This is a genomic window from Paenibacillus sp. V4I5 (genome assembly GCF_030817255.1).
GTDB lineage: Bacteria > Bacillota > Bacilli > Paenibacillales > NBRC-103111 > Paenibacillus_E.
In genome coordinates this window covers 7820245-7844553 of the sequence record NZ_JAUSZB010000002.1, presented here as the reverse complement: position 1 = coordinate 7844553, position 24309 = coordinate 7820245, and the positions used below count along the sequence as shown (strand labels likewise).

Here is a 24309-nt window from a genome sequence, read left to right as displayed (position 1 = left end):
CGCAAAATAATTAAAAAGCAAAAAAACCAATGTGAGTAAACTCATTGGTTTTGGATGTAATGACAGTATTTACTTCGAGGACTTAACTAGCACAGCGCGAGTGCGTTTACGTTGTTCTTTTGTTAATTGCTGAACATAGGCATAGTTGCCTCGTGGAGCAATCCCTTTAATCGCGCCGGCTTTGAAAGTTCCACCTGCGGCCGGAATGGCAATGCGTAACCCGTACGTGGACATAACTGTACCAATTGGATTACTAATCGAACGACGGCCATCCGCTGTACCTGCGAAATTGAGAGCCGTTGCAAAGCGATCTGATGTGCGAAGCCATACGGAACCGGAATCACCAGGGAGAGAAACTGCACCTGTATTCCCACGAATTACCGATTGATTTCGGAACAATAATGTCCCTAAAGTTCCTCCATAAGAAACACGTACATCCACATTATTTGCTTCTACAGTTCCTCTGACAAACCCGGTTGTACGACCCGATTTAAACACTTGAAGACCGACAGGGTAGCTTAACAAGTGACCAGGAACTGTTACCAGCTGCCCCGATGCACATAAGTATCTTGGATTTAATAAGCTATTTGAAAACGGCAGTGCAATCGCAGAATCTTGGAAATTGACTTCACCCGGGCGCAATCTGACGAATTGAAAGGCTCTCCCTATGGTATTACCGGCTAGTGCTGCATCTGCTGGTCCTGGTTGCACGGTTGCTGAGAAGGCTGAGGAGTTGTTTTTAATGAGAACATGGTTGTTGCTCAGAATATAAAGCTGGTTGTTTCTAATCACTATGACGCCTGCCGTTCCCGTGGAGAATGGATCCGGTTTACCAATACTTACTCCCCCGGGAACGGGATGAATTCTATTGCGAAACAATGTTGGCCGGATGGCTTTTGGTTTAGAAGATGAGCCACTCGTTTTAAACATCCCAGTAGGCACAAAACGAACGGGAACAGCTGTGCCTGCTTTGGAAACCACTCCTTTGAGGCTGTTCAGACTGGAGGGTACGGTTTTTTGATGCGTGTAAACAATAACGCCTGCGCCGAGTGCCGGTTTACTCGGATCCAAATAGCCAACACCAACAGCCATGACCTCCGCTCTTTTTAGTAAAACGGGGGAAATTCTATTCTTATGTTTAAGTGCCTCATTAAATGTAGCCATTCACATTCTCCTCTTCCTTAAAGATGTAGCAGTGTATGCCAACTTGTACGATTCGGCTTAATGACTTCACCTAAAGTTAATTTGGAGGATGTAAAAAAAGGCTAACAACGGTTGGACCGTCATTAGCCTTGGATAGGGGTATTAATTTGTGAATAAATGGCTAGTATCTCTGTGGCTTATGATTCATTTGTCACTTCATGCTTTATCATCTCAGAAGTCAATAGGACATGAATATCTCTTTTGATAAATTCGGGGTACACCTCAATTTGATTTAATTCATCAAATGAGAACCACCTAAAAATCAATCTTCCGCAAGTAAATTCTGAGCAGTATACAAGAAGAAGCTATAGTTCCTCAACTACAATGCGGCTCCCGCGCCCAGACGGCTCTGCTGGGAGAACGATTAATTTACGAGCTAAACGAGCACGGAGCTCTGGAACGTGGGAAATGACGCCCACGGCTAGACTGTCCATATGAAGCTTCTCAAGCGCACCGATGACCATGTCCAGCAGCTCTTGGTCGAGCGTACCGAAGCCCTCATCGAGGAAGAAGAATTCTAGCGGATATTCCCCCTTCAGCTGAATCTGTGCCGAAAGCGCGAGCGCTAACGCCAGCGAGGTAAGGAACGTTTCACCGCCCGACAGCGTACTTACGGGGCGCTTTACTCCGCCGTTGGCATCATCACGAATGACGAAGCCTCCTCCAGAGTCGACCTCAATCGCATAGCGTCGACGCGTTAATTCACTTAGCCGCTCCGAAGCTGCGCGGCTAACTTGCATGAGCTGTTCTTCGGCGAGATATTCGACGAAGGCATTGGCCTTAAGCACGGCTTGCAGCTTGCCAAGCCGTTCCAGCTGCGTCGCCTGTTCGGCACGACGCGCCTCAAGCTCGCACCACCGCGCATGCCGAGTAGCGAGCTCGCTCGCGCCCTGCGTCGCCTTGGCCCGCGTCTCGAGCGCGGCCTCGGCGGCCGCTTTCGCGGCGCTCAGCTGCGCCTGCGACTGCGCCCACTCGTCCGCGCTCAGACCGCGGCCCTGCAGCTTCGCTGCCAGCTGCGCAAGCTGGGCGCGCAGCGCCTGTTCGCGCTCGCGGTGCTCAGCCGCGAGCTGCGCCCATTGGCGGCGCTGCTCGGGCGCCAGCGCCGCGGCTTCTGCGGCTTCGCGCGACGCGAAGCCGTTATCCGTGAGCGCGCCGTGCAGCGCGCGCTCGGTCTGCGCCAGCTGCCGCGCGGCGGCGGCAGCGGCTTCGGCGGCGGCGCTGTAACGCTGCGCCGCCAAGAGCTGCTCGCGCTGCGCAGCAGCGTGCGCGAGCTTGGTCTGCTGCGCGAGCTGCCGCAGCTGCTCTAGCGCGGAGGTCGCCTCCGCGATGAGCTGCGGCACAGCCGCGCCGGGCGCGCGCAAAGCGAGCTGCCGCGATTTATCGGCGGCGAGCAGCGCCAAGCCCTGCAGCCGTTCATGCAGCTGCAGGGCAGTACGATCCTGCTCCAGTGCGGCGCGCTGGAGCTCGTCGATCTTCCCGTTTAGCTCGTCAAGAAACGGGATGCTCTTCTCAATTCGGCCGCGGAGCTCCTCAGCTAATCGCTCATTGGCAAGTAGCTGTTCAAGCTGCTGGTCCACATCTACCCAAGAAAGCTCCGCATAACGCTCTTGCCAACCTTTTAACTGCGCACCTAGTGTTGTAGTAATTGAAGTTAACCTGCTATCCGTTTCCGATAACAAGCTCGCAGCCGCTTGCATCTGAGCACCTGCTTGCACGAATTGTTGTGCAAGAAGTGCATGCTCTTTCTGCAGACTTTGGAAAGAATGTTCAAGTTCTTCAGACTGGGAAATACAGGTAGATAGGCTTGCTTCCATAACTTTCCATTCCTCACGGAAAGCCTCAAAACTACTATCTTCCTGTAGTGCCCCCAAAATGGCATAAGCCCCTACTTCTTTCCCGGCAGCAGCCTCACCCCATAACATTAGGGACTGTTCACTGCTTACTTCACTTTGTCCCAGTCCGGTTGAAGTCGGAATAGCGAAATCAACCGCTTGCTGATAGACGATTCCCAATCTACGCAGCAACTGCTGCCCCGTGAATTGACGCTCTTTTGCAAGCTGAAGCAGCTCTTCTACCTGTCCAAGCAGTTCTTCATTTGCCTCTAGATCATTTGCAGTTTCAGCTGAGACTTCGCTATGCTGCTTTGACGGATGCTCTGTCGCACCACATACAGGACAGTGATCCCCATCCATTAGTTCATTGGCAAGAATCGCCGCCAAAGCATGACGTTCTTGCCTTTTCCAGCTCTGCTTTTGTCTCTCTTTGTAAGCTTGTAAAGCAGGAACGAACTTGGTGAACGCTGCAAGTTGCAAGTTAACCTCTTTACCAGTTTCCTGCAACTCCTTCAGCCATTCTGACAATGTAACCTGAAAGGCTTGCTGCTTGGCAGCTAATTGCAATTGACTTTGTTCCACTGCCGAGTAAGCGCCAGCTTTTTCTTCTCTGGCCTTCTTAGCTTCAAGCTCTTGGGCTTGGAGTTGTTCAATTGCCTTCTTTTCTTGAGACGCAGATTGTAATAGCTGTCTGGATACAGCTGTCGATTCCACCAACTTCAACTGATCTTTAAGCTCGGTTTGTTTAAGGATTGCTTTTTGTTTTGTTTCGATGTTTTTGCTCACTTCAGCCTGCAAATGCGTAAAAGTCGCCTTGACTTCTGCTTCTTGAAGCTGAGCAGTTTCGATTTGACTTTGAACTTGTTCAAGCTCCTGCTGAATGACAAGAGCTTGCTGCAGCTGGTCCAACCGTAATAAAAGCGGTCCTTCCTGTAAAGCCAACTCTTGCTGCGCATGCTCAAATTGGTGAACAGCCTGGTGATAGGTTGTTTCCGCTGTTAGTTGGGAAGCAGCTGCAATCTTAAGCTGCGTTTCCCCTGTCAGCACATCTTTGGCTGCCAAAGCATGCTGCTCCAGATAGGGTCTCACCTTTTCGGCCTGCTCTGCTTTTTGAAGAAGCAGCTCCTTCTCGAGGATTAACGCCTCTTGTTCCTGCTGCTTTTGCGTTTCTTGTTCCAACGCTTCTTTCTCATTCTGCCACTGAAACACCTGTTTATGGTCGTCATAGGACTTCTCCTGCTGTTCCAAATGAAGACGGCTCCGAACCGCTTCTTGTTCAGCTTCCAGAAGTCTGGCATTGGCCTCTTCTAATGCTCTCTCTGAAGCATCACCAAGCCCCTGCTGCTCTGCAGCGAGCTGCTTGACTGTGCTGTCCGTTTCTTTCACTTTGGAACTAACCTTCGCGCTCAAATGGTCGCCATACTGTTCTAGGTGAAATAGCCTCTGCAACATTTGCCTACGATCTTTGCCAGTCAACGTCAGAAATTCTGCAAATTTCCCTTGCGGGAGCACGACAGCTCTCGTAAAGTCCTGCATAGACAGACCCAGAATATGCTGTACCTGCTGATTCACCTCACCCGCTTTATCCGCAAGTACGATGGTCTCGGTCCCTTTGATATGTAAAAGCCGAGTAATTGTCCCGTTTATGGACATCTCCGCTCCGCGCTTGAATTGCCGCTCGACACGATAACGCTCAGTGCCAGCCCCATTCGTCAGCTCAAACGTAAAAGAAACGAACAGCGTCTGCTCCGCATGATTCATAATCGCTTGTGTGCCTCCGCTAGCTCTTTCAACCTTGCCATATAACGATAGCGTGATCGCATCTAGAATGGATGATTTCCCACTGCCCGTTGGCCCAAATATGCCAAACACGCCCGCATCCACTAATTGGCTAAAATCGATCGTCTGCAATTCCCGATAACTCTGAAGTCCGGACATTTGCAACTGAATTGGACGCATACCTTGTCCTCCTTTCATAAAACGCTAGAATCACTTCTTATATGTTCCATCTGTTATTTCTTCGTTAACCTAAAAATCAACTTAGGTTTTGTTTAGTTATCCACAAGCACTTATTGGGCAGAGTTTGCCACCCAAACCTACTCCCCAGAAGCATCCGCCAAATCCTTCTCCTGCAGCAGCTCCAAAAACAACCGAACCAATTCAGGTTCAGGCAGCGCGCCGCCTGTTTGACGAGAGTAGAACCGCGTGAAGTGCTCTTCCATCGACAAATCTGCTCTCGATACAGTGGCTCGGACAGCCTCCATCTCCGGATAAATTGGCCTAATATGTATGAAGCCTTCGTATGCTTTGCGCAGCGATTGAATCTGTTCGATAGACATGGCTTCTGTCATTGTGACTTCCAAATCGATCCAAGCCGAAGCATCGCGTTGCTCATCCAGCCATTGGTGCACCTGTCCAATTCCTTCTTTGGCTTTCCAACTAACAAGAGGGCGGCCCGAAGTCAGAAATATCTCCTTAGGCTCGGCTGCTTGTCCCGGAGCTAATTCGAGCACTGTGACCGATTTTGCTTGGCCGGCTTCCGAGAAGCTGTAGGCGATAGGAGAACCACAATAACGGATGGGAGACGCTGCTTTGACATTTTGCGGTCTATGCAAATGGCCAAGCGCAACATACTGCGCTCCTGCCGTTAGAGCATTTGTATCTACCGTATAGGCGCCCCCTACTTGAATAGGGCGTTCCGATTCCGTTTCATGACCGCCAAGTACGTACAAATGGCTCATGATTAGATTCACCGTACCGGCTTCAAAAGAAGCCGCTTGTTTATGAATAAGTGCACCCACACGTTCGGAATATTTGCTGCGCAGTACTTCCTCTTCGGCTACATCCGATAGCAGCTCCTTGAGTCGCGATTCCGACGGGTACGGCAGCGTAATCAGACGTGTTAACTCACCTGTTCTAGCAATACCAATCGACTGAATGTCAGGGACCGGTAAGCCAATAATCGTGATCCCTTGTTTAGCCGCAAGCGGACCTGATGCTGCGAGCCGATCCGGATGATCATGGTTGCCGGAGATAATAGCCACTTGGCGCTTACCGCCGTCAGCCAACCTGGCAATGCCTTCATAGAAAAGCTGTTCAGCAGCAGCGGGAGGATTTACACTATCATAGATATCCCCTGCGATCAAAACTAAATCGATGGCTTGATCTTGTACAATCTGCACAAGCTCATCCATGAAAGCCGTCTGTTCTTCTAATCGGCTGCGACCTTCGAGTGTTCGACCGAAGTGCCAATCAGCTGTGTGTAAAATTCGCATAGCTCATCTCCTTCCTAAGCATTCGTTACTCTCTATCCCCTTTTACATCTCCAACAATTTCGGCCCTTCAAAGAAATACAAGAACTTCCCATTTACAGGACGCTTCCAAATATGTTCCACGGCCCGGGTATACAGTGATATTTGCTTCTCATAACGCACCTTCAGTTCCGCATCACTGCTTCCCTTTACCGCATCCGTTTTATAATCGACCAACACGAGTCCTAGTTCATCTTCGAATAAACAATCGATAACCCCTTGAATTAACACAGTCTCCCCTATCGTGGAGCGGTCTGTTCCCATGTAGACCTCATCCGCAGGCAGTCCGTAGCTAAATGGTACCTCACGCTGCACGTTCGCAGCTTGTACCATCCGTTTGCCAACTTCTGTTTCGAAAAACTTCAAAACAACCGGAATATCTACAACATCACACTGCTCCTGCGTAAGCGTTTGTTTGTTAAGCATCTCCTCAAGAGTTGCCTGTATGCTTGATTCCGTCGGCGATTCCTGCAAAGAAAGATTTTGCATGACAGCATGGACAACGGTCCCCTTTTCAGCTGCAGTCAGCTTTTTCTCTTCCATGAATCTAGGTCTGCGCCATACCGCAATCTTTGGCTTCACCTGAGACTCATCCCAAACAGCAGTCTCTGTTCCAGATGGAAATTCCATTTCTCCCGCTAGGCGATTGAGTTCAGACAAACGCTTCATTTCCGACACAGTAGTCTTAGCAAAATGCTTAGGCGCATCCGGGTATTCGTATGTCCAAGAAAGCCGATCCTCCAACCAATCCTTCCATCTTCCCACTGTAGGGACAGAATGACTATGATGAACGGCTGACATTCGGTCAGCGTCGGGTAACACACTCTCGGCTTCCAATGTTTCTTCCATATGTAAGCTCTCAGGCTGGATAACCGTCAACTTCCACTGTGAAGGATCTTGAAGAAGACGCACGCCAGAGGATGACTCACTAATGCCGAGGCGCTCTCTCCAGAGAGCCGCATCTGGATGACGAAGCAGGGCAGGTCCGACCCAATCAAGATAGCTCCTCGCTTTCGCCAGTTCAAAGTCCGGCAAATACCATTCCGTCCTAGACAGATGACGCCCCCAACCGCGCAGCAGCTTATCGAGTGATTTCACTGTACCAAGTAAATACAGCTTTTCTCTTGCCCTTGTGAGAGCAACATACAAGACGCGCATTTCCTCTGCAAGCAGTTCTAGCTTCATTCTTCTTTTGATGGCTAAGGAAGGCAGTGTTGGATAGCTTACGCGCAAAGCCGTATCCACAAAACGAGGTCCAAAGCCGAGCTCTTTATGCAGTAAAAAAGCATCATTCAAATCCCGTTGATTGAACATTTTGGCCATACCTGCCACGAATACAACTGGGAACTCAAGCCCTTTACTTTTATGAATGGACATAATGCGAACCACATCTTCTTGTTCACCGAGCGCACGCGCTGTGCCTAAATCTCCGCCACTCTCTTTCATTCCTTCGATAAAACGCAGAAAGCGGAATAATCCACGTAGGGATGTGCTTTCGTATTGTCTTGCACGATCGTATAATGCTCTTAAATTAGCTTGTCGTTGCAAGCCACCCGGCAATCCGCCGGCGAAATCGTAATAGCCCGTTTGTCTATAGATGCTCCAAATTAAATCAGCAAGAGAGCCTTGTCTGGCGTCATTTCGCCACTTTTCCAGAAGCCCTAGAAAATGGTTCAGCTTTTGTAAAAGAGCTTCGTTATCATCTGACTCTGCACTTTTAACTACCTGTAAGACAGACTCGTAAAAAGGCACTGATTTGTCCGCGACCCTGATTTGTGCTAAATCCTCAGCGGTAAGCTGCACAACCGGAGAACGCAGTACGGCCGCCAATGGTACATCCTGATACGGATTGTCGATGACTTTCAGCAAGGCAAGCATCACTTCTACTTCCGTTGCAGAAAAATATCCGGTGCTCAGTTCCGCATAGGCAGGTATGCCCTGTTTTTTGAGTTCTTCAATGATGACAGGAGACCACGCCTGCGTCGCCCGCAGCAAAATCACGATATCACGATAAGTCGCAGGACGATCCCCGCCTGTTCTTTTATCAAAAACCTGAAAAGCTTCCTGTCCCCCTGCACCTAGCAATCCTCGAATTTGGCGAGCAATCGTGCGCGCTTCCAACTGCGCTGTTTCCAGTTCTTGCGCTTCTATTACAGGATCAGAGGCCCCCTCAGCCCCCTCTCCAAAAGCTTCTGAGTCTTGATCATCGGCATCATCAGTGAACGATTCACTTTTGTCTGGCACTTCCGTCCCACGATCGACAATCAGCATTTCTACTGAACAATCTGAAGCAGATGGCGGATAACCCGCTCCGTAAACAAGCTCAGCGCGCTCATCATAGGCAATTTCACCAACGGTTTCATTCATCATTTGTTTAAAAAGAAAATTGACCGCATCGACAACCTGAATGCGACTGCGGAAATTACGCGCCAAATCGATTCTTCCACCTTCGGAAGACGTTTCTGGCGATTCATCCTTATTGGAACGATACGCCTTATACTTCTCCAGGAAGAGACCTGGCTCAGCAAGACGGAACCGATATATACTCTGTTTCACGTCGCCTACCATAAACCGATTGCCAGGCTTCGTATGCGAGATTAGTTCAACAATAGCTTCCTGTACGCGGTTCGTATCCTGATATTCATCCAGAAGCACTTCCACGAATTGTCTGCGATAAGCTTGGGCAGCCTCGGATGGAATCAGTTCCCCGGGGATAGAGCCCTCTGCGCTAAGAATTTGTAAACAATAGTGCTCCAAATCGGCAAAATCGATCAAGCCCTTGGCTTGCTTGGCCTCTTGATACCGCTGTCCGAAATCAACAACCAGATCCACAAGCGTATGAAGCAGAGGAGCCATATCGGCAATTTCCTGATGAAATTGTTCAGGTGTACGTCCGAACAGTTCTTCTTTCATTTTGTTAATTTGCTCTTTGGCTTTATTTCGCAGCTCTTTAACTTCTTCCTGCAGCTCTTTGTCATAGTCATCGCCCTTGCATGATTTGAGCTTCCCGAACTCGACCGTCTGGAAACCAAGATACAAGACGGACCACGGATAGGTGGTCGTTTCACGCAAATTGTCTACGAGCAGCAAATCTTCTCGCAGATTATCCAAATAAGGGGCCGGACCGCCAGGCGATTCAGCGATTTGCTGCGCTTGCCGCAGTAGATCAGCGGCTCCTTCGAGCTCTATAGACAGGTCGCGAATGAGACTCTGCTCCCAGATCGAATAGTCCGCTGGCGCAGTCGCAGCGGCAACGTAAGGCAGCGCCTCCTGCATAACGGAGGCTGCCTCATCCGGCACGTCTTGCGGTATCTGTGGCGCCGGTGGTCCAAACATCGAAGCCGTCGCCCTGAGCCAGTACTCCGGCCATGGATGACTGCGCGACACATCATACAGCTTCTGAATAAGCTGCATGATCGCGTCGTCGTTGCGCTCGCCGCTGAACGAATCGACCAGCCGCCAGAAGGCGCTGTTCTCTCCGCTTACGGCGTAGTACTGCTCAAGCATTTCGCCTAACAGGTCTTGGCGAAGCAGGTCAGCCTCCGTCTCGTTGGCGATTCGGAAGCCCGGGTCTAACCGAATAAGGCTGAAGTAACGTTGAACGACTTCCAGACAGAAGGAATGCAGCGTAGTAATCGATGCGCGTCCCATCAGTGCGAGCTGCTTGCGCAAATGCTGCGAATGCGGCTGCTTCATCAGCTCTTTTTCCAGTGCTTCACGTATGCGATGCTTCATCTCGGATGCCGCTGCCTTGGTAAACGTCGCAACCAGCAAGCGGTCAACATCAATCGGCTCCCACTCATTGGATATCCGGCGTATAATCCGCTCGACGAGTACGGCGGTTTTGCCTGAACCAGCAGCAGCGGCAACCAGCATATTTTGACCCTTGAGTGTAATTGCATCCCATTGATCATCCGTCCATGTACTGCCAGGAGGCTTAGGCTGTTGTTGTTTATTCACGTATGTACGCTCCTTTCTGCCTTTAGGATTGGTTCACGTTTTGCTCTAGATCGGACCAAAGCTGATCTTTGCCCCGTTGTTTGAGCTGGTGAACCTCATTGCCTTCAAATAATGGATCAAATTGACAAATCGATTTATACGAGCAATGCAGACAGGCTGTTTTTTTACCCAAACGGTACGGAGCAATATCCACAGTTCCATCTGTGATACTCGTTCCGATCTGTTTAACCTGTTTCCGCACATATTTACGAAGTGTATCCCACTGTTCATCCGTTGCTACCGAAGAGGTTGAGTAGAAGCTTCCGTCCTTCTTCAAGGCAACTGGGATAAGCTGGGAGTGACCGGCACTCTTCACCAGCTCATCGTCCATCATAACGGCTACTTCCGCATCAGCGGTGATTAAGCCTTTCATTTTATAACGTTTGCGAAGCTCCTTCTCCACTTCTGCGGGATCGAGCGCATTTTTTTGCTGGAGCATCGGATTGTGCACATGGAAATAAAGCACGCCTGCCGGCTTCGCTGCAATGCCCAGCCACTGCTCCGCATGAGTAATAATGACGTCCAAATACGTCAGCATTTGAAGGGAAAGACCGTAATACACCTCAGATAACTGCAAGGAGGTTTGACTTGATTTATAGTCAATAACGCGCAAAAGAACGCCTTGCTCGCCATCCGCTCGATCCACTCGGTCAATCCGACCGATAATTTCCATGGTGCAGCCATTATCTAACTCGAAGGTCAGTGACGGCAATTCTTTGCCAGGTCCAAAATCAATCTCCAGCCCCAGTGGCTGGAACTGCCCATGCTTGGCATGCTCACCGAGCACAACTGCTGCTCTGCCTACAACCTGCTTTAGTTTTCTTGCTATGTAAGCATAACGGCTTGAACTTAACAGAATTTCTCCTTGTAGCCTTGGCGCGAGCTCGTCCACGACCTGTGCGGAACGCTCCATGCATTGCTCAGCTGTGAGCGAACCCCAGTCAAGTTGATCCTGCTGGAGCTTTTGGACAAACTGATTTAGCGCTGCGTGGAACAATTGTCCAATGTCCGGAGCATCTAATCGATAAACCCGTCTTTCCTGCAGTCTTAAGCCATGGGACACAAAATGCGAGAAAGGACAAGCCACATACTTCTCCATTCTCGATACACTCGCACGTAAATTTTGCCCATATAGAAGCTTGCTTGTCTTCAAACTGAGGCCATTCTCTTTATTCGTATATTGCAGCGCCTGAACTAACGATTGCAGCTTCATCTGCCACACCGGCTGCTCGGCATACCAATTGTACGTTTCCCACCAAAGGTCAGCCATTCGTCCACCTAACATCCAATGCTTCATGCGGACAGCCAAATAGGAGATAGCTTGAATGGGATGCGAAATATATGCCGCCTGCTCGCCTTCAGGCGATTCAGCTGCTGGTTCAGCAAGTAAAAGCGGGGCTTCTGTCCCCGGAAAAAGCTGACGCATCTGCTTGATTAGCTCTGATGGCAGAAGTGATTTCCCTTCTTCATCGGCAAGCGGGTAGCTCATCCAAAGCCTTTTGCCTGGTACGGTTAGCGATGTATACACAATAAACTGCTCGTCCAGCAGCTTGCGGCGACTGCCATCTGCCATTGGCAAGCCTGACTCTGTCAGTACACTTCTTTCCGCTTCCGTAAGGACGCCTTTTTCATCCATTTGAGCAGGGATCACCCCATCGTTGACGCCTAAAATGTAAGCATATCGAATCCCGCTGGAACGTGTACGGTCCATGCTTCCGATCAATAGCTGATCCATCGAAGGCGGCACTAAGCCTAGCTTCATACTCTCCATACCGGTCTCAATAAGTCCGTTAAAAAGCTCCAGACTCAGGTCGTCTTCCCCCATCGTCTCTACCAATTGATCCAGCATATCCATGATACTATCCCACATTTGACCATGCTCTCGCGCTTTTTCTGGCTTCCCATCTTGGATCGCTTGCCCACTCCAAGACTCTAATTTCTCAGGAGCCTGTACAGTGACCAGGAGCTCATATAGCGCTTCAACCTGCTCTTTAACGGAGCTTGCTTGCTGTAAACGTTTCGAAAAGGCAAGGAGCGGTCTTACAACCCACGCTTTGCTCGTGTTTAAGGATTGCAGCTCTGCCGTTTGCTCCTGTACACCATCGTCCGCTTGCTCCAGATTAGCTCGAAATTTAAAGGTCCATGGCTTGCCATCCGTCCATCTGTACCCTTGAATGCCGAACGCAAGTACATAATTCTCTAATTTATCCAGCTCCGTCCGCTGGGAAGCTGCTTCCATTGGCAGCAGCAGATCCGTTTTGACACACCGAAATACGGCATCGTAATGCCAATTATGCTGCACAACTTCCAAGGCCGAGCGAATGAATTCAACGAGTGGATGATGGAGGACTGACCGCTTTTGGTCAAAAAAGTGAGGAATGTCATAATCGGTCAAAACCGCTTTTAACAAATCCTGATAGCCATCCATGTTCCGTACCATGACAGCAATTTCCCGCCATCGAACTCCTTGTTCACGAACCAGCATCAGCATATCCCGCACAGCACCCTCAACCTCAGCACGGCGATGAACAGCCTCCCTAATAACAAGCTGGTCGCTTAATTTCTCGTTTGGCGCAGGCTTATATAGCCCAGCACCGCCACCAATACGTCGATCAAACTTCCGCTCTAAATAGCCTAAAGCCGGACTATCTTCATAGCGCGGCGAAGTTTCAGGAGCCATGAGATGAACTTCAGCTGCAGGTAAACCAAGCTTCCATATGAGTTCTTGCATGCGCACCATCGTCGTCGCTGTAGGGTGAAACAAATCCAGCTCATCGGGCGTATCCCCAGCCTGCAGCTCACGATCAAGACAAAGTGTCACCGTCACCTGTTTGCACGCAGCAAAAAGCGCGCCAAGCACCGCAAACTCTTGCGGCGTGAAGCCGTGAAAACCATCAATCCATACCGATGCCGACCGCAAATAAGCGGAATTCGGTATTTGCTCCGCCAAAAGCGTTAAATAATCCTCTCCGTCCAAATACTGACGGGAAAGCTCAGATTCAAATTGCCGATAAACCAGCTGAATGTCATGCATTTTATCACGCAGCAAGCCGCTCTCTCCGAGCGTAATGACACGTCTATTCTCGTGTTCTTCCAGCTGCTTAGCGGTTACACAATACCGTTTCATTTCTGTGAAAAGCTGATTCAGCCGATCGACAAACCCCATTTGCTCCGCCGAATGACCGAATAGGTGAAGCTCGTCTTTATATTTATGTAAAATGCTGGTTAACAGCAATTTCTTGCCTGTATCATCAATGGGCAGCCTCGCTGTGCCGCCTTCTTCTTGCATGACACGCCACGCCAAACGGTGAAAACTTAACACCTGAGCGCGGATCATACCACGAATACTAGGATCAGAGACAAGCGCATGCTCCGCCTGGAACGTTGCTTGCTCAGGAACGAGTAAAATAAGCGGATGACCTTCCGGCTCTGCCGCCAAATGCTGCTTCATCTCTGTGAGGCAGCGTTCGCTTTTGCCACTTCCGGCTCTGCCGATTACGAATCGAATGGACATATACAGGGCCTCCTTAAAGTTTTCCTTAGAAAGCTTGCTTCGTAAGCATATACTTTGTTCTCATATCTCTCCTATTCTATCATACTTTTGGTAGAAAAGAGGTGTGGGAGATGATGGGCTTTCGCTAGAACAAATAAGCTGTTCCCTCGTCATTAGGACCGAGAGATCAGCTTACATGTCTCATATGATTTTTTTCTAATCTATCCTGCTGACTGCTATTTTGTATTTTTCATACCACTTTTCCCATTCGCCTTTTGGAAAGTCCATGAAGTGTCCATCCAATAAAGCGTACATCATATCGAGGCAAATGTGCCATCCAGATAAATCTTTGGGTGTATGATCGGTTAATGCGCTAATAAACTCTTTTAATACGAGTAAACAGCCTTCCGGCTTTGGATATAATTCGAAGCGAACACGATCATCACCCCACTCGAATTCGAGGACGGAGTATGGCTGGAAATCTGCAATTTTCATATCGATAAATGTCCCTGATTCGTCCTTCATATCGAATTTGATATTTCCCCCGATGCGAAGATCCTCAACTTGGAGATTAGACATCCATCTGACAAGCTTATCATTCTCCGTTAAAGCAGCCCAGACTTTCTCAATGGAATGATTCAATGGACGATCGAAGCGAGCGATATAGCCACCCTCAACTTTTTGTATGGAAGCTAACATATTCTTTATTCCTCCTCATCTAAAACTGTTTTTATGTCTGTTGGAGGGTAGTTGGCATCTCACCGATATAGACCGATTGCGGCCGAAAAATACGATTACAGCTTGCTTGTTCTAGTAGATGAGCCGTCCATCCGACCATACGGCATGCTGTAAAGCTAGGTGTAAATAAAGATTTCGGTAAGGCGATAGCCCGCATAACAGCTGCTGCATAAAACTCCACATTCACATACAATTTCCGTCCAGGTTTATAGACAGCCAACAAATCGACGGCCAGCTTTTCAACGTGAATAGCAAGTTCGAACCATGGATCCTCTGAGGCTAATTCTGTCATGATGTGCCTTAGTGCTTCCGCTCGAGGATCGCTCGTTTTATAAATTCGATGCCCAAAACCCATCAGCCGATTGCCCGATTTCAGCTGTTCAATCAACCAAGCTTCCGCACGATCTTTGGTTCTTATTTCATCCAGCATATGAAGGACTTCAGATGGTGCTCCGCCATGAAGAGGCCCTTTCATCGCGCCAATCGATGCGCAGAGAGCTGAAGCAATATCAGATTGTGTAGACAGCACTACACGTCCTGCAAACGTAGAAGCATTCATCCCATGTTCCATTGCTAATATGAAATAAGCTTTTAACACCTTCACATGTACAGGCTGTGGTACTGTTCCAGTCAGCATGTACAAATAATTGGCGACATGATCGAGCTCCAGATTAGGTTCTATGGGCTGAAGTCCCAATGACTGCCGATATTTATAAGCAATAATGGTTGGCAGCAAAGCTGTATATGCCAAGATGGATTCATATCGGGGAGGCCAAGCAGCTTCCTTCACGGACTCTGTTCCTAGAAACGAGATCGCGGTACGCAACACACTCATCATATCGCATTCCAATGGCAGCAAATTTAAGGCCGATTTCAAAGTTTCAGGCAAACGCCGTTGCGCCGACCATTGGGCTCTGAAATTGACAAGTATCTCCTCTGTAGGCAGCTCACCATGCCAGAGTAAATAAGCCACTTCCTCGAAACTCTTATCCATAGCTAACTTCTTAGCCTCGTGCCCGCGATATACGAGATATCCTTTCTCCCCATCCACCAAAGACAATTCGGTTTCTGCCGCAATAATGCCTTCTAAACCAGTTACGGATGCCATACTGTCATCTTCCTTTCAATAAGAAGTCAAATCGTTCTCCCCTTATCTTAGTCGGTAATGACAGTTTCATCCAATTGGAGTTTTCTTTCAAATCGATAAATAAAATTCAATAAATTATATGTATCAATCATATAAATTTATCGATATGACATCATTTATAAATCGTACTATTCTTCTTCGTAAATCATTTTAACGCTCATCCCGCCATCAATCGTTAGATTCTGACCGGTGATGAATCCAGCCTTTTCACTGGATAAGTACAGACAAGCAGCCGCGATATCCTCCGGTTTCCCGACCCTGCCTGCTGGGTGCTGCTTTCGATCTGTTTCCGAATGAACAACGATTTCCTTCCGAGAAGAGAGCTGCGATTCTCTTACCTCAATCCAGCCTGGAGATATCGAATTTACACGTATACCATAGCCTCCTAAGCTGACGGCCATCGCGTGCGTTAATGAGCAATTCCACCTTTGGAAGCGGAATATGCCTCCGTATTCGGTTCTGACATGAACGCCCTCGTAGATGCCATGTTAATGATAGCCCCCCCCTTACCGTTCTGTTTCATGATTCGGGCTGCGATTTGCGAACAGAGAAATGCCCCTCCTAGATTAACGGAAATCACTCGTTGAAACTGCTCTATCGTAAGCTCTAATACATCAGCATTATGCATAATTCCTGCATTATTAACTAGCACATCAAGTCCGCCTAAATCGGATGCATTATTACCCAGCCATCTTTTTGAGGACTAAGACATTATAATGCATCTTAATAAGGCCCCCGAATATGATCTTTCACTTTATCTTGATAAAAGCTTTGGGTACGTTCTAGCTCCTCTGTCGTGAACGATGGAACATGAACCGTACCGAGGTTGTCCTCTACCTGACGTTCGTTTTTAAACCCTGGAATTACACAAGTAATGTTCGGATTGTCCAGAATCCAGCGCATGGAAGCTCGGGCCATATTTCCACGGCCTTCCGCAATCCAAGCCAGTTCTCTCGCCAGCTCAACTCCCTTATTGAATGGCAGTCCCGCAAACGTTTCACCTACGTTGAACTGTGCACCGTCTGCATTGAAGCTCCGATGGTCATCCGCAGCAAATGTGCTGGTTTCTGTGAATTTTCCGGTCAGTAATCCGCTTGCTAACGGTAATCTTACGAGGATCCCTACGCCCGCAGCTTTCGCCTGCGGAAATAATGCTTCGGCAGGTTTTTGGCGGAACAGGTTGTAAATGACTTGAAGCGCCTTAACACCAGGAATACCCATAGAGAACAAACCTTCCTCAACCGTCTCTACGCTCACCCCATAATGGCGGATTTTGCCTTCTGTCTTTAGCTTCTCAAGTACCTCGAACACATGACCATCCTTCAAGATGGAAAGCGGCGGACAGTGAATCTGATACAGATCGATTCTTTCCCGATTCAATCTTTTCAAGCTGCTCTCACAAAATTGACGCACTGACTCCTCAGAATACGTACTAAGATCGTGAATATCGCCGGCGCGGCAAAACTTTGTTGCAACATAAATGTCATCTTCTTTTCCTTTGGTGGCCTTAGCTAAAAGCTCTTCCGCATGGCCCGAGCCATAAACATCAGCCGTATCAAAAAAGTTTACTCCCGCATCCATAGCCTGATGTAAACCTTTCAGCGCTTCATCATCATTTGCGTGCCCCCATCCGCCACCAATTGCCCATGTACCGAAGCTAACTTCACTAACTTGAAGCTCTGTGTTTCCTAATTGACGATATCTCATACGCCTCTCCTCCTTCGTGTTAATTCACAATTGTGTGATGATAATTCGGCTTATCTAATCTATATTCTTTAGCTGATAGCTGACAAATGCCAGCTGCTTGCTATCGGGCGACCAAGAATTGACGTTGATTGTACCCTGGCCTCCAAACAGCTTAACTAGTGTGCGAAATTCTCCTCCAGCACTAGACATCAGTCGAAGTTCTACATGCTTATTCGCAGGATGGTCTCCAGGGGCGACATCATCCTTGTAGTAAGAAATAAAGGCTACGGATTCTCCATTGGGAGAGACATGCGGGAACCAGCTGTTGCTTTCATCAAATGTCATTTGCGTCTGTTCACTGCCGTCGGCATTCATTCGCCATACCTGCATAAGGCCAGTACGGACTGAGTTGAACCAAATGTGCTTTCCATCCGGCGAGTATTCGGGACCGTCGTCAAGACTAGGAGAATCAGTCAGCTGCGTTTCAACACCGCCGGTTACAGGAATGGTGTAGATATCATACTGGCCGTTCCTCTCGGCACAGTATGCTAATGTGCTGCCATCTGGTGACCAGCCATGCAGATAGCTGGGTGCCATTGGTGTGATGAGAACTGGATTGCCGCCCTTTAAGGGCAATACATAAATGCGCGAATGACCATCCTCCTGTGTATGATGACTTACCGCGATTTGAGTATTGTCAGGTGAGAGTACATGGTCATTGTTACATTGCGTGGCATATCTCGTATCGATAATCGTACTTTCTAGTATGCTAATGTCGAAGGAATAGAGGCGACCTAAGCTGTTATAAATGAGCCGTTTACCATCAATGGTCCAATTTGGCGCTTCAATAAGCTCGTCGAATTGGGCCAATGCCTTTCGTTCTCCAGTCTGAATATCCACGGTTTCAAGGGTACTAATCACATTTCGACCTAAGATTTTATTAGGTTGCTTTAACGTATTCATTTGCAGTTTTCTCCATTTCCATATCTTTGTTTGAAGTGGGATCGCACTCTAAGGAGATCAAAAATTACATTGGGTATGTATGTATTCAAGTGTTTCGTTTGTTTTACCTTCTTTCCATCCTTGGTTATAGACAAAAAGGCCTTAACCTGAAAGGGTTAGGCACTTTTGCTGCAATGATGTATTTCATCGTTAGATTCAAGTTGAGGTAGTATTGCGATTCCTGCATCGATGTTTTACATCGTTAGGAGGAGATTGGGCGAATACCTGTTCATAAAAGATTGATGGAACGATGTTTTACATTGTTGCAAGGGAGCTCAACCATCGTTTTAATGCTGTAACGATACTTTTCATCATTGCGTCACAGGTCGGCAAACTCTGCGTGTACGGCCTATCTCTCAGATATCCTCGACTACTTTTTGGACAGCCACCACTTAATAAAGGGGCTGTCCTTTTTTTCTACTTACTCCGTACCTCAAAGATAGCAAACTTCAAGTAATGTCCCTCATCTACACCGAGGATGCGAGGATGATCCATACCTGCTTCACGGAACTCTATTAAACGCAGAATTTTACCTGCATCCGTCGCCGCCGCGTGAATGGTTTCTAGGAACAACTCAGGGTGCATGTGATAGGAACAACTCGCTGTTACCAAGTAGCCACCTTCGTTCACAAGCTTCATGCCGTGCAAATTAATATCCTTGTAGCCGCGGCAGGCACCTTCAACGGCGCTCTTCGTTTTTGCGAAAGCGGGAGGATCCAGAATGACCACATCCCAAGTCCGTCCACCTTCTGCAACCGGCTTCGACGTATCCACTTTAGCTTTACCGCTGCCAGCATGGGCACGAACCTTACGCTCATCCAAGCCTCTGACTTGTGTACGCAAGTATTCAAAAGCATCTGCGACAACAAACTCTACGCGTTCTTCAAAACCGTTTAGCGCAACGTTCGTACGCGCACTTTCAATCGCATGCTCCGAAATATCGAGGCAGGTTACTTTTTTCGCACCGAATTTACAGGCATTTAGCGTAAAGCTGCCTGTATGGGAGAAACATTCCAGCACCGACGCGCCGTCCCAATATGGAAAGGAAACCACTTTGCCATTCGCATTTACAGGGAGTGTCTGGCTCACGCCATCCTCCTCAACCTCTTTCAGTTCAATTCCGCTGCGATGGCCCCATCCTGTCATTAGGGGAGCGATGGCTGCACGATTCTCTCTTTGGTCAAAGAAGTAGCCAGTTTTCTGACCTTCTTCAATGTCAACGCGAATGCGTAGACCATTTTCCAAAATGTCAACATGCTTGGGACACTCGCCGTACAGCAAGCCCTTCGTCTGTTTCAAGCCTTCCAACTCACGAATCGAAACATCACTGCGTTCAAATATACCAGTCGGCTTCATGACTTGAACCAAAGCCGCTACGATTTGCTCTCTACAGCGATCCATTCCCATGGTAAGAAGCTGAACAACCAGCGTATCCTCAAATTTATCCACAATGAGTCCCGGCAAAAAGTCGGCTTCACCATAAACCAAGCGATAAGATTGTGCATCTTTTACAAAGCGCTTGCGATGCTGAAAACAGCGCGTAAACCGCTCAACAAAAAATTCCGTTGTCATCGCTTCAAGCGGTTTAAAGGATACGATTCGGACTGTAATTTGGGAAGCCTCGTTATAATAACCCGTTGCTAGGTATTGACCAAGATGTGTTTGAACAGGCACTAGTTGTCCTGGTTCGATCTCACCATCTACACGCTCGATTTCACTTCTGTACACCCATGGGTGTCCTTGCTCCAAACGAGCTTTGCGTTTCTTATGTAAAAATACTGCTGCCATTATGCTTTTAGCCGTCCTTTTGTGTGATACCGTTCACTCTCATCAGCTTGCTTGTCATGCTTGTCTGTACGGTCACATATATTGGTTGAAAAATGATTAGCAAGCTCGCGAAGGAGATCTGCTGCAATGATAACTGCCATCGTACTCCCTGTATTAACAGGATTAGCTCTATTTCTGTTCGGTATGAAGCTGATGGAAACCGCACTTCAGCAGTGGGCAGGCCCCCGCCTCCAGTTGTGGCTGGAGCGGTTTACCCGCACGCCGGTACGCGGCCTCGCCACCGGCACTGTACTCACGGCGGCGCTCCAAAGCAGCACCGCCATTACCGTTATCGCCATCGGACTCGTCGGCGCTGGCGTACTAACCTTCCCGAGAACGCTCGGCGTCATTCTCGGGACGAACATCGGCACGTGTCTCACCACCGAGCTGATCGGGCTCAGCCTCGGTGGCATCGGCGTGCCGATGCTGCTCGCGAGCGCCGGCATCTGGCTCGCGAGCTGGTTTGCCGGGCCGCTGCCGCAGGGCAGGGCCCCTGCTGCTTCCACCGCGAAGCCACTCGCGGTCACAACCGGCTCGCCCGCCACCATCGGCGGGCGCAGCTGGCTGCGCAGCGTCCGCTACGGGTCGCTTGCGGTCAGCGGCTTCGCTCTCGTGCTGCTCGGCATCGAGATTATGCAAACCATCGGGCCTGCCTTGCAATCCCGAGGTCTGTTCGCCTGGTTCGTGCTCCAGGCGCAGCACAGCCTGCTGTGGGGCGTCATCGCCGGCGCCGCGGTCACCGCGCTTGTACACAGCAGCGCAGCCGTCATTGCGATGGCGATGGGCCTCGCAGCCGTTCAAGGCATTCCCGTCGAGCTTGGCGTAGCGATAACGATCGGTGCCAATGTCGGCACCTGTGTGACCGCACTAATCGCCGGGATGAGCAGTTCCCGCGCCGGGCGATACGTCGCCTGGTCACATATCCTCCTTAATGTCGGAGGCGCGGTCCTATTCTACCCCTTCATCGATCAGCTCGTGAGCCTTTCAGCTCTACTTGCTAATGATGCATCCGAGCAAATCGCCCGTTCCCAAACGATATTCAATATCGTATGTTCCTTGCTCGCCTTACCGTTATGTTATCTTAGTATGTGGAAGCGTCTTGAGTTCCGCTCACAATAGCAACACCAGAGCTTGTCCCTAATCTTGTTGCCCCTGCTTCAATCATAGCAATCGCAGTTTGCAAGTCTCTAACACCACCCGATGCTTTCACACCAATCGTATCGGATACGTTTTGGCGCATTAAACGAACGTCTTCCACAGTAGCCCCGCCAGGACCAAAGCCAGTAGATGTTTTAACGAAATGAGCGCCTGCTTCTTCGGAAAGTCGGCAAGCTGCTGCTTTTTGCTCATCATTTAGGAAACCCGTTTCCATAATGACTTTAACAATCGCTTTGCCTTTTACAGCGTCCACAACTTGTTTAATGTCAGAACGAACAGCGTCATACTGCCCTTCAAGCAATAAGCCAATCGGCAGGACAGTGTCAATTTCAGCAGCCCCATTCTCTACAGCCTTAGCTGCTTCAAATGCTTTCACTTCGCTCAAGCTTGCGCCAAGCGGGAAGCCAACAACAGCAGCAACCTTGACACCCGTTCCTTCTAATGCTTTACTTGCCGTTCCAACAAACTGAGAATTTACACACACACTAAAAAACTGGTGCTGTGCAGCTTCCTCACACAGTTTGTGGATCGCGGCTGTGCTCGCATCTTGTTTTAATAACGTATGGTCAATGTATTTAGCAATTTCCTTCGCGCTCAAAGTACTCATTTGATGCACCTCATCTTTTTATTATTGAAACCATTCCCTATTTAAACCCTTTAATGAGAAAACCTCTAGCGTAGCCATTCAAGATGAGCGACTACGTTTAGAGGTATGTTTTATAGCCTTAAAAGAAACGCATTACAAATTCACGACACTAGCCGCTTCCAAAACACGAACCAGCTGTCCCTTGCTTTCATTAACACCGGCTTCCGTTACCTTAACGCGGCAAACTTGGCCGATCATGTCTTCGGAGCCTTGGAATACAAGCTGCACATAATTATCGGAGTAACCCATGTACAGTCCGCTGTCAGGAGCACCTTTATAAGTACGTTCCGGAATGACTTCTAGGACTTCACCTACAAATTTTTGTGCATAAGCAAGCTGCATTTTCTCGGAAAGATCGATGAGTTCGTGTACGCGGGCATTTTTGATTTCCTCATCCACTTGATCTTCCATCCGCGCAGCAGGAGTACCTGTCCGTTTGGAGTAAGGGAATACGTGCATTTCGGAGAATTTCATTTGCTCCATAAACTTGTAACCGTCCCGGAACATTTCCTCGGTTTCACCTGGGAAACCAACAATGACATCCGTCGTAATCGCGACATCCGGCATGATTTCATGAAGACGTTCGATCTTGCGAGCGAATTCCGCTGTTGTATATTTTCTGCGCATCCGTGCAAGAACTTGGTCATCGCCAGCTTGCAGCGGGATATGCAGATGACGGCACATTTTGTCCGAGGACTTCAGAACTTCAATGACTTCATCTGTAATTTGACTAGCTTCGATCGAGGAGATACGAATCCGTTTCAAGCCTTCGACTTTGTCCAGATCCCAAAGAAGCTTGGCCAAGCTGTAATCTTCAATATCTTCGCCATAACCGCCCGTGTGAATACCCGTCAGTACGATTTCTTGATATCCGGCAGCCACCAGCTGCTCTGCTTGCGCAATAACGCTTTGCGGATCACGACTGCGCATCAGACCGCGTGACCATGGAATAATGCAGAAGGTGCAGAAGTTATTGCAGCCTTCTTGAATTTTAAGAAAAGCTCTTGTGCGATCAGCAAAATCAGGCACGTCCAATTCCTCGAACTGACGTGTTTTCATGATGTTGCGCACGGCATTGATCGGCTGACGATCCTGCTCAAATTGTTTCACAAGCGGGATAATTTTCTCCCGATCCTGTGTCCCGATCACCATATCCACGCCTGGAATTGCCATAATTTCTGCTGGCGACGTCTGCGCGTAACAACCAGTTACGGCAACAATCGCTTCAGGATTACGACGAATCGCACGACGAATCATTTGGCGGCTCTTCTTATCCCCTGTATTCGTAACGGTACATGTATTAATGACATACACATCTGCCGTATGCTCGAAATCAACCTGCTCATAACCCTCATTTTTGAATAGCTGCCAAATGGCCTCTGTATCATAGAAATTTACTTTACAACCTAATGTATGAAACGCTACCGTTGCCATAACGCTTATCCTCCCATCTCTCCGGTTTCATAGAAAAGACATGTAAGACCTACCATTGCGGCAGTCTCCGTGCGTAAAATGCGTGCACCCAGCGACACGGAAGCGAAGCCAGCCTCTTCAGCCTGCTTAATTTCCTGTTCCGTAAAACCACCTTCAGGGCCAACCGCAATCAGTACTTGTTTCCCTGGTCCCAATTTACCTTCAGCTTGCGCTTCCTGAATAGCAGGCTTTAATTGCTGACCATCTTCCTTCTCATAACAAATCCAAGCGACATCCGCTTCCTTCGCACGCTGCAGCAGCTGCTTCCAAGAATAAACAGAATCTACTTGCGGCACACGATTTCGGTGTGCTTGCTCCGCCGCTTCCTTGGCAATCTTCTGCCAACGTTCGGTGCGTTTTGCTTCTTTCTTTGTATCGTACTGCACAATCGTACGTTCTGATAAAAAAGGAAGAAACCGGGCCGCCCCGATCTCGGTCCCTTTTTGAATAATGAGTTCCATCTTATCGCCTTTGGGCAAGCTCTGTGCAATCCACACCCGAACAGCCGCTTCAGCATCCATAGGCAGCTCTTCCACGATTTCCGCGGTCACACGTCCTTTATCCAGTTCCGAAATACGAGCGAGCACTTCACGGTCTACGCCATTACTGCAAATAATTTTGTCTCCAATATCTGCTCGCATGACTCGAATCAGATGATGTGCGTCGTCTCCCTCTATGGTGACTGTCTGTGTAGCCTCGTGAAACTGCTCAAGCGGGAGAAAATAACGCTGCATAGTCAAAGCCTCTCTATCTTCGTTCATTTCGATATTGATATGAAACTTCCACTCACCATC

15 protein-coding genes and 1 pseudogene are annotated in these 24309 nt (G+C 48.8%); 1 reads left to right on the top strand and 15 read right to left on the bottom strand.

Translation table 11 applies throughout. The annotated features are described in order from the left end of the window. Positions 1–69 precede the first annotated feature (69 nt). The 12 genes and pseudogenes from QFZ78_RS37125 to QFZ78_RS37070 form a co-directional block, all read right to left on the bottom strand. Entirely contained in the window at positions 70–1164 is a 1095-nt protein-coding gene (locus QFZ78_RS37125; RefSeq protein WP_307555009.1) for a chymotrypsin family serine protease, read from the bottom strand. Between the two features lie 344 nt (positions 1165–1508). Then, entirely contained in the window at positions 1509–4994 is a 3486-nt protein-coding gene (locus QFZ78_RS37120; protein ID WP_307555007.1) for an SbcC/MukB-like Walker B domain-containing protein, read from the bottom strand. Between the two features lie 137 nt (positions 4995–5131). After that, positions 5132–6310, bottom strand: a complete 1179-nt coding sequence (locus QFZ78_RS37115; RefSeq protein ID WP_307555005.1) for an exonuclease SbcCD subunit D — start codon at positions 6308–6310, stop codon at positions 5132–5134. Positions 6311–6352: 42 nt separating this feature from the next. Beyond that, positions 6353–10306 (bottom strand): helicase-exonuclease AddAB subunit AddA, encoded by a 3954-nt coding sequence (gene addA, locus QFZ78_RS37110; RefSeq protein WP_307555003.1) that lies wholly within the window; start codon positions 10304–10306, stop codon positions 6353–6355. 22 nt (positions 10307–10328) lie between these two features. Beyond that, positions 10329–13859, bottom strand: a complete 3531-nt coding sequence (gene addB / locus QFZ78_RS37105; RefSeq protein ID WP_307555001.1) for a helicase-exonuclease AddAB subunit AddB — start codon at positions 13857–13859, stop codon at positions 10329–10331. Between the two features lie 195 nt (positions 13860–14054). Further along, complete coding sequence (locus QFZ78_RS37100) at positions 14055–14537, bottom strand: SRPBCC family protein (protein ID WP_307554999.1); 483 nt, start codon at positions 14535–14537, stop codon at positions 14055–14057. Between the two features lie 31 nt (positions 14538–14568). Continuing rightward, the gene (locus QFZ78_RS37095) at positions 14569–15684 is read right to left on the bottom strand and encodes a citrate synthase/methylcitrate synthase (RefSeq protein ID WP_307554997.1); all 1116 of its coding nucleotides are present in this window, start codon (positions 15682–15684) and stop codon (positions 14569–14571) included. 167 nt (positions 15685–15851) lie between these two features. Further along, positions 15852–16351 (bottom strand): annotated as a pseudogene (locus tag QFZ78_RS37090) (SDR family oxidoreductase). 95 nt (positions 16352–16446) lie between these two features. After that, positions 16447–17430: an aldo/keto reductase gene (locus QFZ78_RS37085; RefSeq protein WP_307554995.1), complete on the bottom strand. Its 984-nt coding sequence runs from the start codon at positions 17428–17430 to the stop codon at positions 16447–16449. 54 nt (positions 17431–17484) lie between these two features. Further along, entirely contained in the window at positions 17485–18372 is an 888-nt protein-coding gene (locus tag QFZ78_RS37080) for a TolB family protein (RefSeq protein ID WP_307554993.1), read from the bottom strand. Positions 18373–18828: 456 nt separating this feature from the next. Then, complete coding sequence (locus tag QFZ78_RS37075) at positions 18829–20199, bottom strand: class I SAM-dependent rRNA methyltransferase (protein ID WP_307554991.1); 1371 nt, start codon at positions 20197–20199, stop codon at positions 18829–18831. Beyond that, positions 20199–20339 carry a hypothetical protein gene (locus tag QFZ78_RS37070; protein ID WP_307554989.1) on the bottom strand — a complete coding sequence of 47 codons (141 nt, stop codon included), beginning with the start codon at positions 20337–20339 and terminating at the stop codon, positions 20199–20201. Before QFZ78_RS37070 ends, QFZ78_RS37075 begins: the two co-directional genes overlap by 1 nt. Between QFZ78_RS37070 and QFZ78_RS37065 the strand changes: the two genes are divergently transcribed. Further along, complete coding sequence (locus QFZ78_RS37065; RefSeq protein ID WP_307554986.1) at positions 20326–21357, top strand: Na/Pi cotransporter family protein; 1032 nt, start codon at positions 20326–20328, stop codon at positions 21355–21357. The two genes, QFZ78_RS37070 and QFZ78_RS37065, sit on opposite strands and share 14 nt — an antisense overlap. Here QFZ78_RS37065 and deoC read toward each other — a convergent pair. The 3 genes from deoC to QFZ78_RS37050 all read right to left on the bottom strand — a co-directional run bounded on the left by deoC (position 21320) and on the right by QFZ78_RS37050 (position 24249). Further along, positions 21320–22003: a deoxyribose-phosphate aldolase gene (gene deoC / locus QFZ78_RS37060; protein WP_307554984.1), complete on the bottom strand. Its 684-nt coding sequence runs from the start codon at positions 22001–22003 to the stop codon at positions 21320–21322. The genes QFZ78_RS37065 and deoC overlap by 38 nt on opposite strands. 132 nt (positions 22004–22135) lie before the next feature. Next, positions 22136–23476 carry a tRNA (N(6)-L-threonylcarbamoyladenosine(37)-C(2))-methylthiotransferase MtaB gene (gene mtaB / locus QFZ78_RS37055; protein ID WP_307554982.1) on the bottom strand — a complete coding sequence of 447 codons (1341 nt, stop codon included), beginning with the start codon at positions 23474–23476 and terminating at the stop codon, positions 22136–22138. A gap of 5 nt (positions 23477–23481) precedes the next feature. Continuing rightward, positions 23482–24249 (bottom strand): 16S rRNA (uracil(1498)-N(3))-methyltransferase, encoded by a 768-nt coding sequence (locus QFZ78_RS37050; RefSeq protein ID WP_307554980.1) that lies wholly within the window; start codon positions 24247–24249, stop codon positions 23482–23484. Positions 24250–24309 lie beyond the last annotated feature (60 nt).